This window comes from Saccharothrix syringae, assembly GCF_009498035.1.
GTDB lineage: Bacteria > Actinomycetota > Actinomycetes > Mycobacteriales > Pseudonocardiaceae > Actinosynnema > Actinosynnema syringae.
Map to the genome: position 1 here is coordinate 7,956,958 of NZ_CP034550.1, position 16,075 is coordinate 7,973,032.

The 16,075-nt window shown below is 73.7% G+C and carries 9 protein-coding genes and 1 pseudogene; 4 read left to right on the plus strand and 6 right to left on the minus strand.

Annotation, left to right across the window (positions count from 1 at the left end; translation table 11 throughout):
- Window positions 1–43 precede the first annotated feature (43 nt).
- Window positions 44–5,491: pseudogene (locus tag EKG83_RS33150) on the minus strand (SDR family NAD(P)-dependent oxidoreductase); the annotation flags it as partial.
- Between the two features lie 419 nt (window positions 5,492–5,910).
- Window positions 5,911–7,530 (minus strand): MFS transporter, encoded by a 1,620-nt coding sequence (locus tag EKG83_RS33155; protein ID WP_063741470.1) that lies wholly within the window; start codon window positions 7,528–7,530, stop codon window positions 5,911–5,913.
- An 81-nt stretch (window positions 7,531–7,611) separates the two neighbouring features.
- Here EKG83_RS33155 and EKG83_RS33160 point away from each other — a divergent pair, with 81 nt between their 5' ends.
- The 3 genes from EKG83_RS33160 to EKG83_RS33170 all read left to right on the plus strand — a co-directional run bounded on the left by EKG83_RS33160 (window position 7,612) and on the right by EKG83_RS33170 (window position 10,728).
- Window positions 7,612–8,316 (plus strand): TetR/AcrR family transcriptional regulator, encoded by a 705-nt coding sequence (locus EKG83_RS33160; protein ID WP_084717023.1) that lies wholly within the window; start codon window positions 7,612–7,614, stop codon window positions 8,314–8,316.
- Window positions 8,317–8,557: 241 nt separating this feature from the next.
- Window positions 8,558–9,982 (plus strand): acyl-CoA carboxylase subunit beta, encoded by a 1,425-nt coding sequence (locus EKG83_RS33165; RefSeq protein WP_033434662.1) that lies wholly within the window; start codon window positions 8,558–8,560, stop codon window positions 9,980–9,982.
- Complete coding sequence (locus EKG83_RS33170) at window positions 9,979–10,728, plus strand: thioesterase II family protein (RefSeq protein ID WP_033434663.1); 750 nt, start codon at window positions 9,979–9,981, stop codon at window positions 10,726–10,728. The genes EKG83_RS33165 and EKG83_RS33170 overlap by 4 nt, the downstream gene beginning before the upstream one ends.
- 298 nt (window positions 10,729–11,026) lie before the next feature.
- On the opposite strand, the gene EKG83_RS33175 is transcribed toward EKG83_RS33170, so the two are convergent.
- The 4 genes from EKG83_RS33175 to htpG all read right to left on the minus strand — a co-directional run bounded on the left by EKG83_RS33175 (window position 11,027) and on the right by htpG (window position 15,197).
- Window positions 11,027–11,293, minus strand: coding sequence for a hypothetical protein (locus tag EKG83_RS33175; protein ID WP_153278620.1), 267 nt, complete (start codon window positions 11,291–11,293; stop codon window positions 11,027–11,029).
- Window positions 11,266–11,982: an ATP-binding cassette domain-containing protein gene (locus EKG83_RS33180; RefSeq protein ID WP_084717024.1), complete on the minus strand. Its 717-nt coding sequence runs from the start codon at window positions 11,980–11,982 to the stop codon at window positions 11,266–11,268. Before EKG83_RS33180 ends, EKG83_RS33175 begins: the two co-directional genes overlap by 28 nt.
- Before the next feature lie 727 nt (window positions 11,983–12,709).
- Entirely contained in the window at window positions 12,710–13,255 is a 546-nt protein-coding gene (locus EKG83_RS33185; protein ID WP_228122309.1) for a hypothetical protein, read from the minus strand.
- Window positions 13,256–13,322: 67 nt separating this feature from the next.
- Window positions 13,323–15,197 (minus strand): molecular chaperone HtpG, encoded by a 1,875-nt coding sequence (gene htpG, locus EKG83_RS33190; protein ID WP_033434665.1) that lies wholly within the window; start codon window positions 15,195–15,197, stop codon window positions 13,323–13,325.
- A 188-nt stretch (window positions 15,198–15,385) separates the two neighbouring features.
- Here htpG and EKG83_RS33195 point away from each other — a divergent pair, with 188 nt between their 5' ends.
- Window positions 15,386–16,072, plus strand: a complete 687-nt coding sequence (locus EKG83_RS33195) for a helix-turn-helix transcriptional regulator (protein WP_051766796.1) — start codon at window positions 15,386–15,388, stop codon at window positions 16,070–16,072.
- Window positions 16,073–16,075: the final 3 nt, after the last annotated feature.

The following is a 16,075-nucleotide window of genomic DNA, read 5'->3' on the forward strand; positions in this document are numbered from 1 at the left end:
CTTCAGGGCCGTCCTCGGGGGCAGTCGGGACCGGTGACCCCGGTCAGATGCCGAGTTCGTTGTCGAGGACTTCGAAGAGTTCCTCGTCGGTGGCCGCGCCCAGGTCGCGGTCGTCGTCGTCATCGCGGCCGTGCACGTCGTGCCAGGTGCGCAGCAGCGCTTCCAGCCGCGCGGTGACCCGGGCGACGTCGTCGCCCGCCACGGTCTCCAGCGCCGCCTCCAGCCGGTCGACCTCGGCGAGCACGGCGCGCGCCTGGTCCTCCTCGCCCACCAGCTCCGCCAGCAGCGCCTTGGCCAGCACGTCCGGCGACGGGTGGTCGAACACGAGCGTGGCGGGCAGCCGCAGGCCGGTCGCGGTGCCGAGCAGGTTGCGCAGCTCCACGGCGGCCAGCGAGTCGAACCCGAGGTCCTTGAACGCCTTGGTGGGCGTGACCTCGTCCACGCCGCCGTGGCCGAGCACGGCCGCGGCGTGCGTGCGCACCAGGTCCAGCACGAGCTGTTCGCGCTCCACGGCGGGCAGCCCGGCGAGCCGGTCGGCCAGGGGCCGCGCGTCGGCGCCGGTCGCGGCCGCGGCGGCGCGCCGGGACGGGACCCGGACCAGGCCGCGCAGCACCGGGGGCAGCGCGTCGGTGCGGGCGCGCAGGGCCGCGGTGTCCACCCGCACGGGCACCAGCGCGGCCTCGTCGAGGGTGAGCGCGGCGTCGAACAGCGCCAGGCCCTCGGCGGGGCTCATCGCGGGCATCCCGAGCCGGTCCATCCGGCGCAGGTCGGCCTCGTCCAGGTGGCCGGCCATGCCGCTGCTCTCCGCCCACAGCCCGTAGGCCAGGGAGGTGGCGGGCAGGCCCGCGGCGCGCCGGTGCTCGGCGAGCGCGTCCAGGAAGGCGTTGGCGGTGGCGTAGTTCGCCTGCCCGGCCCCGGCGACCACGGCCGCCGAGGAGGAGAACAGCACGAACGCGGCCAGGTCGCCGGTGAGCCGGTGCAGGTGCCAGGCGGCGTCGACCTTGGCCCGCAGCACGGTGTCGACCTGCTCCGGGGTGAGGTCGGCCAGCAGGGCGTTGTCCGCCACGCCCGCGGCGTGCACCACGGCGGTCAGCGGGTGCGCGGCGGGCACGCCGGCCAGCAGCTTCTCCACCGCCTCGCCGTCGGCGGTGTCGCAGGCGACCACGGCCACGTCGGCGCCCGCGGCCTCCAGCTCGGCGGCCAGTTCGGCGGCGCCGGGCGCGTCCGGGCCGCGGCGGCTGGTGAGCAGCAGGTGCCGGACGCCGTGCGCGGTGACCAGGTGCCGGGCGAGCAGCCCGCCCAGGCCGCCGGTGCCGCCGGTGATCAGCACGGTGCCGTCGGGGCGCCACGGGGCGCCCTGGCCCTCGGCCACCACCACGCGGTGCAGCCGGGGCACGAGCACCCCGCCGCCGCGCAGGGCGACCTCGGGTTCGCCGGAGGCGATGGCGGCGGGCAGCAGGTCCTCGTTGCCCGGCTCGACGTCGACGACGGTGAACCGGTCGGGGTTCTCGGCCTGCGCGGCCCGCAGCAGGCCCCACAGGGGCGCGCGGGTCAGGTCGTGGCCGGCCCCGTCACCGGTGGGCACCGCGCCCCGGGTGACCAGGACCAGGCGGGAACCCGCCAGCCGCTCGTCGGCGAGCCAGCCGGTCAGCAGGCGCAGCGCGGCGTGCGTGGCCGACCGGACCTCGGCGGGCACGTCGACCGCGCCCGCGGTGACCGCGGCGGGGTCGTTGGGCGTGACCGGCGCCAGCACCACCCCGGGCGCGGCGACGCCCGCGTCCAGGGCCGCGCGCAGCGCCGCCAGGTCCGGGTACGGCGTCGCGGCGACCACGGCGTCCGGCCCGAGCACCGCCCAGCCGTCGCCGGTGGGCACCGGCGCGGCACCGGTCGCCGCGGGCGTCCAGCGCAGCCGGAACAGGGACTCGTGGTGGCCGCGGTTGGCCGCGCCGAGCTGCTCGGCGGTCACCGAGCGGGCGACCAGCTCGTCGATGGTGGCCACGGGCTCGCCGCGGCCGTCGGCGACCGCCACGGTGAGCTTGTCCTGGCCGGTGGGCCGGATGTGGATGCGCAGCTCGGTCGCGCCCGTCGCGTGCAGCCGCACGCCGTTCCAGGCGAAGGGCAGCGGGGTGCGCTCGGCCGAGCCGTCGGCCAGGTTGGCGTGCAGGGCGGCGTCGAGCAGCGCGGGGTGCAGGCCGAAGCGGGCCGCGTCGGCGTGCGCGGCCTCGGGCAGCGCGGCCGAGGCGAACAGCTCGCCCTCGCCGCGCTTCCACAGCGACCGCAGGCCGCGGAACACCTCGCCGTAGCCGTAGCCGGCGTCGGCCAGCCGCTCGTAGAACCCGTCGAGGTCCACGGCCTCCGCGCCCTCGGGCGGCCACGCGGCCAGGCGCTCGGGCTCGCCGTCGCCGGCCGTGCCGAGCAGGCCCGACGCGTGGCGGGTCCACTCCTCGTCGGGGTGCGCGCCCTCGGGGCGCGAGTGGATGGCCAGCGCGCGCCGCCCGGAGGCGTCCGGCCCCTCGGCGGTCACCCGCAGCGCCAGGGCGCCCTGCTCGGGCAGCAGCAGCGGCGCCTCCAGGGTCAGCTCCTCCAGCAGGTCGCAGCCGACCTGGTCGCCCGCGCGCACGGCCAGCTCCACCAGGCCGGTGCCGGGCACCAGCACGGTGCCGTGCACGGCGTGGTCGGCCAGCCAGCCGTGGGTGTTGTGCGCGAGCCGCCCGGTCAGCACGACGCCGCCGGTGGTCGGCGTCTCCACCACGGCGGACAGCATCGGGTGCCCACCCGGCAGCAGGCCGAACGACCCGGCGTCGCCCGCCGGGCCCGCGGACTCCAGCCAGTAGCGCCGGTGCTGGAAGGCGTAGGTGGGCAGGTCGACCCGCCGCGCGCCGCGGCCGGCGAAGAACGCGGCCCAGTCCACGGCCACGCCGTGCGCGAACGCCTGCGCGACCGCGGTCGTCAGCGTCACGACCTCGTCGCGGTCACGCCGCTGGGTGGCCACCCGCACACCGTCCACATCGGCCATGCCGGTGAGCACGCCGTCCGGGCCGACCTCCAGGAACCGGGTCACGCCCTGCTGCGCCAACGCCGTCACGCCGTCGTGGAACCGCACCGCCTGCCGCACGTGCCGCACCCAGTAGTCGGCGGCGGCGATCTCCTCGCCCGCGGGCCGACCGGTCACAGTGGACACCAGGGCCGTCTGCGGGGCCTGGAAGGCGATTCCCGAGACGACCGCCCGGAAGTCCTCCAGCATCGGCTCCATCAGCGGCGAGTGGAACGCGTGCGACACGCGCAAACGCTTGGTGCGCCGCCCCTCGAACTTCACCGCGATCTCGTCCACCGCGGCCGCGTCACCGGAGACCACCACGGCATTCGGGCCATTGACCGCCGCGAGCCCGACCCGGGCGTCCAGCAGCGGCAGGACTTCTTCCTCGGTGGCCTCCACCGCGAGCATCGCACCACCGGCCGGCAGCGCCTGCATCAACCGACCCCGGGCCTCCACCAAGCGGCACGCATCCGCCAGCGAGAACACCCCGGCCACGTGCGCCGCCGCGATCTCACCGATCGAGTGACCCGCGACGAAGTCCGGCTTGATCCCCCAGGACTCCAGCAGCCGGAACAACGCCACCTCGAACGCGAACAACGCCGGCTGACTGTTACCCGTCTGGTTCAACAACTCCTGGTCATCACCGAACACCACGTCCGCCAGCGGCAGCTCGAAGTGCCCGCACACCTCGTCGAACACCTCCCGGAACACCGGGAACGCCGCCCGCAACTCGCGGCCCATGCCCACCCGCTGCGAACCCTGACCGGTGAACAGGAACGCCGTGGCACCCGCCTTCACCTCGCCGCGCACCACGCCCGGCGCGCCGTCGGCCAGCCCGGCGGCCAGCTCGTCGGCGGTCCGGCCGACGACCGCGAGCCGGTGCTCGAAGTGGGCGCGGGAGGTCGCCAGCGAGTAGGCGACGTCGAGCGCGTTCTCCCCGGCCACCGCGCGCAGGCGCCGCACCTGGGCGGCCAGCGCCTCCGGGGTCTTGCCGGTGACCAGCCACGGCACCACGTCGGTCTCGACGACCGGCGCGGTCTCCCCGGTGGGCTCCCCGGCCTCCTCGGGCTCCTCCGCCGGCGCCTGCTCCAGCACCACGTGCGAGTTGGTGCCGCTGATGCCGAACGACGACACCGCCGCGCGGCGCGGGCGGCCGGTCTCCGGCCACGGCACGGCCTCGGTGGGCAGCACGACTGCGCCCGCGCTCCAGTCCACGTGCGAGGTGGGCGCGTCCACGTGCAGGGTCTTGGGCACGACCCCGTGCCGCATGGCCATGATCGCCTTGATCACGCCCGCGACGCCGGCCGCGGCCTGGGTGTGGCCGAAGTTGGACTTGATCGACCCCAGCAGCAGCGGGTGCTCCCGGTCCTGGCCGTAGGTGGCGATGACGGCCTGCGCCTCGATCGGGTCACCCAGCCGGGTGCCGGTGCCGTGCGCCTCGACCACGTCGACGTGCTCGGTGGACAGGCCCGCGTTGGCCAGCGCGGCGCGGATGACCCGCTGCTGCGACGGCCCGTTCGGGGCGGTCATGCCGCTGGAGGCGCCGTCCTGGTTGACCGCGGTGCCCTTGACCACGGCCAGCACGCGGTGGCCGTTGCGGCGCGCGTCGGACAGCCGCTCGACCACGATCACCGCGGCGCCCTCGGACCAGCCGGTGCCGTCGGCGGCCTCGGCGAACGGCTTGCAGCGGCCGTCCGGGGACAGGCCGCGCTGCCGGGAGAAGTCCACGAACGTCTCGGGCGAGGACATCACGGTCACGCCGCCGGCCAGCGCCAGCGAGCACTCGCCGCGGCGCAGCGCCTGCACGGCCAGGTGCAGGGCGACCAGCGACGAGGAGCAGGCGGTGTCGACGGTGACCGCCGGGCCCTCCAGCCCGAAGGCGTAGGCGACGCGGCCGGAGAACACGCTGCCCGCGTTGCCGTTGCCGATGAAGCCCTCCAGCTCCTCGGGCACGACGGGCACGCGCGACGAGTACTCGTGGTACATCAGGCCGGCGTAGACGCCCGTGCGGCTGCCCTTGAGCGAGGTGGGGTCGATGCCCGCGTGCTCGAACGCCTCCCAGGACACCTCCAGCAGCAGCCGCTGCTGCGGGTCCATGGCCACGGCCTCGCGCGGGCTGATGCCGAAGAACGCGGCGTCGAACTCGGCCGCGTCGTGCAGGAACCCGCCCTCGCGGGTGTAGCTGTGGCCGCGCCGGTCGGGGTCGGGGTCGTAGAGGGCGTCGAGGTCCCAGTCGCGGTCGGTGGGGAACGGCGTCACCGCGTCCACGCCACCGGCCACCAGCTCCCACAGCCCGTCGGGGTCGGTGACCCCGCCGGGGAAGCGGCAGCCGATGCCGACGACCGCGATCGGGTCGTTGTCCCGGCGCTCGGCCTCGCGCAACCTGCGGCGTGCTTCACGCAGGTCCGCGGTCGCCCGCTTCAGGTAAGCCAGGAGCTTTTCCTCGTTTCCCACGCACGCCTCCCGGGGCCGTTCCACTTCGCGGTCAAACCGATCAGGTGCCTGTGCCCGACCGGCGGGGCCACGCCCGCCGCGTCGTCCTCGACGATGGGGTTTGCGCACGTCCTGGGCTCGCGCGGGAACACCGGGGGCTCTTTTCCACCGGAATTCCCGCATCACCGCGGAAGCGCGCAACACCTCAGTCGGGAATTCCCGACCCGTTTTTCCCAGGATGACGCTACGGAGATCCGGACACCGCGGCCAACCCCTAGGGGGCCCTTACCCGGCCCCTAGCGGACGGGGTGCCCCGGGTTGCCCCGGAACACCCTCCGACCACGGAAAACCCCACCCGCCCCCTCTTTTCCCGCGAACGCCGGAGCCCGGCCGCACAGGGGTGTGCGACCGGGCTCCGGGTGGGGTTCGCGCGGGTGGCGTCAGGCCGTGCTCCCGGCCTTCTGCTGACCGCTGTTCTCCTCGCTGCGGACGGGGTCGGGGTCGGCCGCGTCGGCCGCCTCGTCCGGCGCGCCCTGCGGCGGCGGGGTCGGGCGGGGCACCCGGCGCAGCAGCGCGACCGCCACCACCGCGGTGAGCAGCAGCACGCCGGACACCGTGTACGCCGCCACGTGCAGCTCGTCGGTGAACGCGGTCTTCGCGGCCAGTCGCAGGGCGTTCCCGGCGCCCTCGGACAGCCCCTTGGCGGCCTCGATGGCCGCGCCGAGCGTCTCCCGCGCGGTGTCCAGCGCGGCGGCGGGCACCCCGGCGGGCGGGGTGTCGGTCAGCTGCGAGCGGTACACGAACGCGCCGACGCTGCCCAGCACGGCCACGCCCAGGGCGCTGCCGAACTGGCTGCCGGTCTCGGACAGGCCCGCGGCGGCGCCCGCCCGCTCCTGCGGCGCGGTGGTGACGACGAGCTCGGCGGTCAGCGTGAGCGCCATCGCCATGCCCATGGTGGCCAGCATCTGGCCCGCCACGACCTGGAACAGGCCGTTCTCGACGCCCACCTGCGACATCAGCAGGAAGCCGCAGGTGCCGATGACCAGGCCGACGGCGATCGCGCCGCCGTGGCGCAGCTTCGGGGTGAGCACCGGGGCCAGCACCGCCGCGCCGATCGCCGCGGTGAACGCCTGCGGCAGCGACCACAGGCCCGCCACGAACGGGTCGAGCCCCAGCACCAGCTGGAGGTACTGGGCGGTGAAGAACATGAAGCCGACCAGCGCGAAGTTCGCCAGCACGTTGGTGAACAGGGCGGCGGAGAACGCGGCCTTGCCGAACAGCCGCACGTCCACCATCGGGTCGTCCAGGCCGCGCTGGCGCACGATGAACAGCGGCAGGAACAGCAGCCCCACCACGACCGCGGCCAGCGGCTGCCAGCCGAAGCCCTGCTCGGCGAACTCCTTGATGCCCCACACCGCGGGCAGCACGCTCGCGAACAGCAGGATGGAGCTGACGATGTCGAACCTGCCCGCCTGCGGGTTGCGGTACTCCGGCAGCAGCAGCGGCGACGCCACCACCAGCACCAGCATGATCGGCACGTTGATCAGGAACACCACGCCCCAGTTGAACGTCTGGAGCAGCACGCCGCCGAGCAGCAGGCCGATGGCGCCACCCGCGGAGAAGCCGGCCGACCACAGGCCGATCGCGGCCCGCCGCTGCTGCTCGTCCTGGAACATGGTGCGGATCAACGACATGGTCGACGGCATCAGCGTCGCACCCGCCGCGCCCATGAGCGCGCGCGAGGCGATCAGCATCTCGGCGCTGCCGGCGTAGGCGCTGACGGCCGAGGCGATGCCGAAGGCCGCCGCACCGATGATCAGCAGCTTGCGGCGGCCGATGCGGTCCCCGAGCGTGCCCATCGGGATCAGCAGACCCGCGAGCACGAACGCGTAGATGTCGGTGATCCACAGCAGTTGGCTGCTGGACGGCTGCAGCGTTTCGCTGATGCGCGGCAGCGCGTAGGACAGCACGGTCATGTCCATGCTGATGATGAGCGTGACGAGGACGAGGACGGCCAGCCCCCACCACTCCCGCTTCCCGGCACGTTGGGCTGGAGTCATGTGCACGACGCTACACCCGATCTATACGCTTGTATATGACGACTGTATGAAAACACTGTCCCGATCCGGTAGGGTCACGACGTGGGCCATCGAGAACAGCTCCTCGCCGGAGCCAGGAAATGCCTGTACGAACGCGGGTACTCGAACACGACGGCGCGGGACATCGTCGCCGCGTCGAACACCAACCTGGCCTCGATCGGCTACCACTTCGGGTCCAAGGAGGCGCTGCTCAGCGCGGCGCTGCTGGAGGCGTTCCAGGAGTGGGGCGCCGAGCTGGACCGGGTCATGACCGCCGCGGGCGCCGACCAGACCGCGGCCGGGCGCCTGGAGACCATGTGGAGCGGGGTGCTGGAGTCCTTCAGCAGCCACCGGCCGCTGTGGGTGGCGGGCATCGAGGCGTTCTCCCTGGCCGAGCGCATGCCCGACCTGCGGGAGAAGCTGGCGACCGCCTACCAGCACGCGCGCCCGTCGCTGGGCGCGCTGGCCCTGCCCGACGAGGCGCCCGACCACCCGACGCGCCTGGCGGCGGGCTCGTTCCTGCTGGCCGTGATGACCGGCCTGACCGTGCAGAACCTGCTCGACCCCGACGCCGCGCCCACCGCGGGCGACCTGCTGTCGGCCGTGCGGGCGATCGCCGAGCGGGTCGGGCCGACGCCCGAGGACGGCACCCCGAGCGGGGACGGCACCCCGGCCGGGAACGGCGCCGCACCACGCGTGAACGGCGTCGCGACCACCGAGCCCGACCCCGAGCCCGACCCGGAGGCCGGCGCCGGGGCGCACCCCTGAGCCGGTAGTCGGTGGAGCGGTCGGTCCCGCGGGCACCGCACCCTCCTCCTGCTCGCTCCCGGTCCGGCGGGAATTCCCGCCGGGTGAACCCTCGTGCCCGCGCGCACGTCCCGTCCACCCCCTGCGGGGGTGGGCAGGGGGGCAACCGAGGAATGCCCAGGGGGGCACTAGGGGTTGTCGAGCGGTGCTCGGCACCGGCACTTTCGGTACACCGTCCCGCTCGCACAGCCGAGGAGAGCGCATGTCCGTCCTGGCCGCCGACGCGTCGGTCGAGTCGCCCGAACCGCTCGACCCGCGTGACCCGATGGTCCGGCTGGGGAACCTGCTCGACCCAGCGTCCCTGGTGCCCCTGCACGAGCAGGACGGCAGCGGGGTCCGCGCGGTGCGCGGTCGCGTCAACGGTTCTCCCGTGCTGGCCTACTGCACCGACGCCACCATGATGGGCGGCGCCATGGGCTGGTCCGGCGCCCAGCGCGTCGTGGAGGCCATCGAAGCCGCCGTGCGCGACCGGGTGCCGGTCGTCGGCCTGTGGCACTCCGGCGGCGCGAAGCTCGCCGACGGCGTGGAGTCCATGGACGGCGTCGGCCGGATGTTCGCCGCGATGACCCGCGCCTCCGGCCGGGTGCCGCAGATCTCGGTGATCCTCGGCCCGGCCGCGGGCGCCGCCGCGTACGGCCCCGCGCTGACCGACATCGTCGTGATGGCCGAGGGCGGCCGGGTATTCGTCACCGGTCCCGAGGTCGTCCGCAGCGTCACCGGCGAGCAGATCGACATGGAGGGCCTGGGCGGCATCGAGGCGCACGGCCGCAAGTCCGGCGTGGTGCACGTGACCACGGCGTCCGAGGACGAGGCGCTGCGCAAGGCCCGCAACCTGGTGGACTTCTTCACCCGCCCCGGCCTGCTCGACCTCGCGGCCGCCGACGACGACCGCGACCCGAGCAGCTGGCTGCCCCCGTCACCGCGGCGCGCCTACGACGTCAAGCCGCTCGTGCAGGACGTGCTCGACCCGGGCACGTTCGAGGAGCTGCAGGCCAAGTGGGCGCCCAACGTCGTGGTCGGCTTCGGCCGACTGGCCAGGCGCACGGTCGGCGTCATCGCGAACAACCCGCTGCGCAAGGGCGGCTGCCTGGACTCGCTGTCGGCGGAGAAGGCATCGCGGTTCGTGCGCATGTGCGACGCCTTCGGCGTGCCGCTGGTGGTGCTGGTGGACGTGCCCGGCTACCTGCCCGGCGTGGGCCAGGAGTGGGGCGGCGTGGTGCGGCGCGGCGCGAAGCTGCTGCACGCCTTCGCCGAGGCGGTCGTCCCGCGCGTCACCCTGATCACCCGCAAGTCCTACGGCGGCGCCTACATCGCGATGAACTCCCGGTCCCTCGGCGCCAGCGCGGTGTTCGCCTGGCCGGACGCCGAGGTGGCCGTGATGGGCGCCGAGGCCGCGGTGAAGATCCTGCACCGCAAGAAGCTCGCCGCCGTGCCCGAGGAGGAGCGGGCGGCGCTGCTGGCCGACCTGACCGCCGAGCAGCAGCGGATCGCGGGCGGCGTGGACCGGGCGATGGCGCTCGGTGTCGTGGACGAGGTCGTGGCGCCGCGCGGCACCCGCCGCCGGCTGGCCGAGGCGCTGGCCGCCGCGCAGCCGGGCCGCGGCCACCACGGGAACATCCCGCTGTGACCGCCCCGACCACCACCGGTCCCTGGCTGCGCCGGTTCCAGCCCACCGCGCAGGCCCCGGTCCGCCTGGTGTGCTTCCCGCACGCGGGCGGCTCGGCGTCCTACTTCGTGCCGCTGGCGAAGGCGCACGCGCCGGGGGTCGACGTGCTGGCCGTGCAGTACCCGGGGCGGCAGGACCGCCGCGGCGACCCGGCCGTGCCCTCGATCACGGAACTGGCCGAGCACCTGGTGCCGGAGCTGCTGCCGTGGACCGACCGGCCGTTCGCGTTCTTCGGGCACAGCATGGGCGCGACCCTGGCGTTCGAGGTCACCCGCAGGCTGGAGGCGCGGGGCGTGGCCCCGGTCCGGCTGTTCGCCTCGGCGCGGCGCGGGCCGACGACCTTCCGGGGCGACCGGCTGCACCTGCTGGGCGACCAGGCGCTGCTGGCGGAGCTGCAGGCGTTGGGCGGTACGGACTTCCGGTTGGTGGACCAGGACATCCTGAGCATGGTGCTGCCCGCGCTGCGGGCGGACTACCAGGCCGTCGAGACGTACGAGTTCGCGCCCGGTCCCCGGTTGCGGACGCCGATCACGGTGCTGATCGGGGACGCGGACCCCAAGGTGTCCCTGGAGGAGGCGCGGACCTGGGAGCAGCACACCGAGGGCGGGTTCGAGCTGGAGGTGTTCCCCGGCGGGCACTTCTACCTGACCGAGCACGCGGCGGCGGTGAACGCGCTGATCGCCGACCGCCTGTCCGGGGCTCGCTGACCCGGGGCTCACCGACCCGGGGTTTCGACCCCGGGACCCCTGCCCCGGACCGCGGGCCGGGTCGGCGCTGTGGTGGCCGACCCGCCCCGCGGTCCCGTCACCGCGCCTCCGACAGCCTTCCCGACGACCGCCTTCCCGACGACCGCCGTCCCAGCGACAGCCGTCCCAACGACCGCCGTCCCAACGACCGCCGTCCCAACGACCGCCTTCCCAACGACAGCCGTCCCAGCGATCGTCCCTTTCCGACGGCCGCCCTTCCCGACGGCCGCCCCTTGTGCGGCGGCCCCCAGCGGGAACCTCAGTCGAGGTGCGCGAGCCCGATGGCGCATAAGTGGGACACCCACCGCCCCAGGTCCTCGCGCACCGCGCTCAGCTCGACGTCCCACCGCCGCGCCAGCGCCCGCGAAGCCTCGTCCAGCCGCCCGCCGTGCCGCCGCAGCGCGATCCACATCCCGGTGTGCTCGGCCTCGAACCGGAACGACGCGCCGGTGCCCGGCACGATCAGCATCAGCCTGCCCTCGGCGTCCACCTCGGCGGTCAACGGCTGTTCGAGTCGGACGCGCACGGAAGCTCCCGGAAGGGCTCGACGACGCGATCGCACCACGAGGCGACCCTTTCGGACGACCGAACAGCGCACAGCACCCCACCCCCGGTAGCGGCGAATTCCCTCAACACCGCGCGGACGACCCCGAACGCCCACGCGTCGATCCCGGCGAACGGGTCGTCCAGCACCAGCACCCGCGGCTCGCCCACCAGCACCGCGCCCAGCCGCAGCAGGACGCGCTGACCGGCCGTGCACTCCCACACGGGCACGTCCGCCACGTCCACCAGCTCGCACACCGACAGCAGCGTCGTGGCGCGGCGCTCGGCGACCGACCGCGGCAGCCCGTGCCGCATCCCCGCGCACACCAGGACGTCCCGGCACGAGCGCCGGTCCGCCACGGGCTCCTCGTCGGGCACCAGGGCGACCCCGGCGCGCGCGAACCCGGGACCGTCCCACAGGTCCTCGCCGAACAGCCGCAGGACACCGTCGTCGGGCGGCAGCAGCCCGGCGGCGATCGCCATCAGCGTGGTCTTGCCCGTGCCGGGTCCCCCGACCACGCCGACCAGCTCACCGCCCGGCACCTCCAGGTCGACCCGGTCGAGCACGACCTCGTCCCCGAACTGCTTGCGCACGCCTTCCAGCCGGAGCAGCGGAGCCCCCGTGCACCCGACCTCGGGCAGCCGCCGCTCCCCCGAAACCCTTGACCGCATGAACCCCTCCTATGAGCTGACATCAACGCTAGGGAAGGGAACCGGCGCGGGGCATGGCACCAACCCCACAACCGAGGTGGTGCTACACCAACCCCCGATCGGGAAGTCAGGTCCCGTGCACGTGACGATGGGTCACGAACCCTGCCTCCGGGCACACCGCCGCGACCGGTCCGACGACGGGAATTCCACGTGACCCGATCTGCGCAACCCGCAGAAATCGGGTCAGCCCGGAATACCGCGGCCCGTCCGCGGAGGCGCCGAGGAGCTTCCCCTGAACGGGTGGGTGACGCCGGGCGAGCACCCCGCAGAACGCTTAAAAAATTCACAAAAACAGCGTTGTGACTTACCCCACCAAAGCCGCGCCCGCGCCCTCCCCGGCAACGAAACGTTGACCGGCCCACTACGTTCCGGCAACATTCCGTTCACGTGTGCGCCATCTGTTCATGCTCGTGAACAGTCAGCAGGGGCACCCGGGACGGGTACGTGTGGAGCCACCGGCGACAAGGTGTTCCCCGCGGGCGGTCGAGCGGACCCGGCGCGGCAGGTGGCCGTGAGGAGCAGATCGCCGGGAACCCCCTGCTCGCCGACCGACCTGTTGCGGGACGCGCCCCAACCCCGGCCGACGCGATCACCACCCCCTACCGCGGCAGGGGCGGCAGCGCGACCGGCGGGCAGTGGGTCGGGGCGGTGAACGTGCGGAGCAGTGAACGGGCAGCGGGCGCCTGGCCTAGCGGGTCACCCCGGTGCCCGCCGCAGGCCCCGCCCCGCCCGCAGGCCGCACCCGCTCCCCCGCCGTGCGCTCCAGCACCACCGCCGCCTTCTCCGGCGACAGGAAGCGCAACCCCATGAAGTTGTCGCCCGCGTTGAACCCGGGCAGCGCCCAGATCTCCTCGTACGGGATGTGGGTGAACCAGCACTCGCGCAGGCTGTAGACGTTGCTCCACAGGCACCTCCCCGGGTCCGGGCGCCACAGCCGGCGGGCGAAGGCGGGGTTGCGCAGGGCGTGCCCCACCTCGCCGATCGCCAGCACGTGCTTGCGCCCGGTGAGCAGCACGACGTCACCGGTGCTGACGGTGTCCATCCGCCGGTCGTGCTTGGCCGTGGCTCCCCAGAACCTGGCCCGCCCCGACGGGTGCAGCCCGGTCAACCGCTCCAGGTCGGCGGGGTCGAGCAGGTCGGCGTACCCGGCCTCCCGGAACGGCGCGGTGCGCTCCAGGGTCTCGGCCCAGTACCGCCGCACCCACGGGGGGCCGTAGGACGGTTGGATGAACACCTGGGGCACGGTCGGCCAGGCTACCCGGCGGGGTGACCGGACCGGGCCCGGCCACCCCGCCGCCGCCTCACAGGGTCCGCTGCAGGTGCTCGGCGAGCAGCCGGGAGAAGCGGGCCGGGTCGGCCAGCTCGCCGCCCTCGGCGAGCAGCGCGGTGCCGTGCAGCAGCTCCACCGTGCCGGCCAGCTCCGAGCGGTCCTCGCGCTCGGCGAACGCCTTGTGCAGGCCCTCGACCAGCGGGTGCGTGGGGTTCAGCTCCAGGATGCGCTTGACCGGCGGCAGCTCCTGCCCCATCGCCCGGTACATCTTCTCCAGGGTCGGGGTCAGGTCGTGGGCGTCGCCGACCACGCACGCGGGCGAGGTGGTCAGGCGGGTGGACAGCCGCACCTCCTTGACCTTCTCCGACAGCGCCTCGGTCATCCAGGCCAGCAGGTCGGCGAAGTCCTGGCGCCGCTGCTCGACCTCGGCCTTCTCCTCGTCGGTGCCGAGGTCGACCTGGCCCTTGGCGATCGACTGGAACTGCTTGCCCTCGAACCCGGGCACGGACTCGACCCACATCTCGTCGATCGGGTCGGTCAGCACCAGCACCTCGAAGCCCTTGGCGCGCAGCGCCTCCAGGTGCGGCGAGTTCTCCACGGTGGCCCGCGAGTCGCCGGTCATGTAGTAGATGTGCTCCTGGTCCTCCTTCATCCGCTCCACGTACTGCGCGAGCGTGGTCTTGCGCTCCGCGTCGTGGGTGGAGTCGAAGGAGGCGATGCCGAGGATGGCGTCCCGGTTCTCGAAGTCGCCGACCAGGCCCTCCTTGACCGCGGCGCCGAACTCCCGCCAGAACGTCTCGTAGTCCTCCGGCTTCTCGGTCATCATGGTCTTGACCGTCGACAGGACCTTCTTGACCAGGCGGCGGCGCATCAGCTGGATCTGGCGGTCCTGCTGGAGGATTTCCCGGGAGACGTTGAGCGAGAGGTCCTGCGCGTCCACCACGCCCTTGACGAACCGCAGGTACTCCGGCATCAGCTCTTCGCAGTCGTCCATGATGAAGACGCGCTTGACGTAGAGCTGCACGCCGCGCTTGCGCTCGCGCATGAACAGGTCCAGCGGCGCCTGCGACGGGATGAACAGCAGCGCCTGGTACTCGAACGTGCCCTCCGCCTGCATGCGGATGGTTTCCAGCGGCTTGTTCCAGTCGTGGCTGACGTGCCGGTAGAACTCGGCGTACTCGTCCTCGGTGACCTCGCTCGCCGGGCGCGCCCACAGCGCCTTGCGCGAGTTGACCACCTGGGGCTCGCCCTCGTCGCCCTCGGCCATCCGGATGGGCCAGGTGATGAAGTCCGCGTAGCGCTTGACGATCTCCCGCAGCTTCGCGGTCGAGGTGTAGTCCGGCAGGTGGTCCTCGGCGTCGGCGGGCTTGAGGTGCAGGGTGACCGCCGTGCCCTGCGGCGCGTCGGCGACGTCCTCGATCGTGTAGGTGCCCTCGCCGGTGGACTCCCACCGCACGCCCTCGGTCGAGCGCGGGTGCCTCGTCACCAGCGTGACCTTGTCGGCGACCATGAACGTCGAGTAGAAGCCGATGCCGAACTGGCCGATCAGGTCCTGCGAGGCGGCCGCGTCCTGGGTCTGCTTGAGCCGGTCCAGGAACTCGGCCGTGCCGGACTTGGCGATCGTGCCGATCAGGTTGACCACGTCGTCGTGGGTCATGCCGATGCCGTTGTCGCGGACGGTCAGCGTCCGCTGGTCGGCGTCCACCTCGATGGCGATGTGCAGGTCGGAGGTGTCCGCGACCAGGTCCTTGTCGCGGAACGTCTCCAGGCGCAGCTTGTCCAGCGCGTCCGAGGCGTTGGAGACCAGCTCGCGCAGGAACGTGTCCTTGTTCGAGTAGATCGAGTGGATCATCAGCTGGAGGAGCTGACGCGCCTCTGACTGGAACTCGCGCGTTTCCACGTCCATCCTCTCTATCGGGCCCTCGTCGACCCCACATCGTATCGAGACCGCGGCACCGGGCGTGCCACCTCGGGAGGGGCGCGCCCGCGGGTCGACGCCCGCCGTTCACCCACCTGGGCTACGGCCACCCGCACCAACTCCCGCGTCCCCCGTCGAGGCCATGCCCCGCCCCCGTCCAGGCGGGAGAATGGCCCATGGCCAACATCGGCTGGCGCACCCTCCGACTGCTCTCCCTCCTGCAGACCCACCGCTTCTGGCCGGGTTCGGAACTGGCCGCCGAGCTGGGCGTCAGCAGGCGGACGCTCCGGCGCGACGTCGAGCGGATCCGCGAGATGGGCTACGAGGTGACCGCGCACCCCGGCGTGGCGGGCGGCTACCAGCTGCGCGCGGGCGACCGCCTGCCCACCCTGCTCGTGCTCGACGACGACGAGGCGGTGGCGGTCGTCGCCGGCCTGCTCGCCGCGGCCAACGGCACCGTCCCCGGCGCGGAGGCGACCGCCCTGCGGGCGCTGGCCAAGCTGGTGCCGGTCATGCCGCCGCGCGTGCGCGACCGCGCCGGCGCGCTGTCCTCGGCCGGCGACACCCCCGTGGACGTCGGCACCCTCGCCACCACCGCCCTGGCCTGCCGCAACGGCGAGCGGCTGCGCTTCGACTACGTCGCGGGGAGCGGCGAGCACAGCTCCCGCCTGGTCGAACCGCTGCGCCTGCTGTCCCTGGACCACCGCTGGTACCTGCTGGCCTGGGACGTCCAGCGCGACGCCTGGCGCCAGTTCCGCCTCGACCGGATGACCGAACCCGCCCTGACCGGGCAACCCGCGACCCCGCGCGAGGTGCCGGGCGAGGACGTGCACGCGTTCGTCCGCACGCTGACCGAGCACTGACTC

Excerpts from the sequence above, each read along its gene's own strand:
- EKG83_RS33155 (WP_063741470.1), bottom strand. The coding sequence starts at position 7,530 with ATGACTCCAGCCCAACGTGCCGGGAAGCGGGAGTGGTGGGGGCTGGCC.
- EKG83_RS33165 (WP_033434662.1), top strand. The coding sequence starts at position 8,558 with ATGTCCGTCCTGGCCGCCGACGCGTCGGTCGAGTCGCCCGAACCGCTC.
- EKG83_RS33180 (WP_084717024.1), bottom strand. The coding sequence starts at position 11,982 with ATGCGGTCAAGGGTTTCGGGGGAGCGGCGGCTGCCCGAGGTCGGGTGC.
- htpG (WP_033434665.1), bottom strand. The coding sequence starts at position 15,197 with ATGGACGTGGAAACGCGCGAGTTCCAGTCAGAGGCGCGTCAGCTCCTC.
- EKG83_RS33195 (WP_051766796.1), top strand. The coding sequence starts at position 15,386 with ATGGCCAACATCGGCTGGCGCACCCTCCGACTGCTCTCCCTCCTGCAG.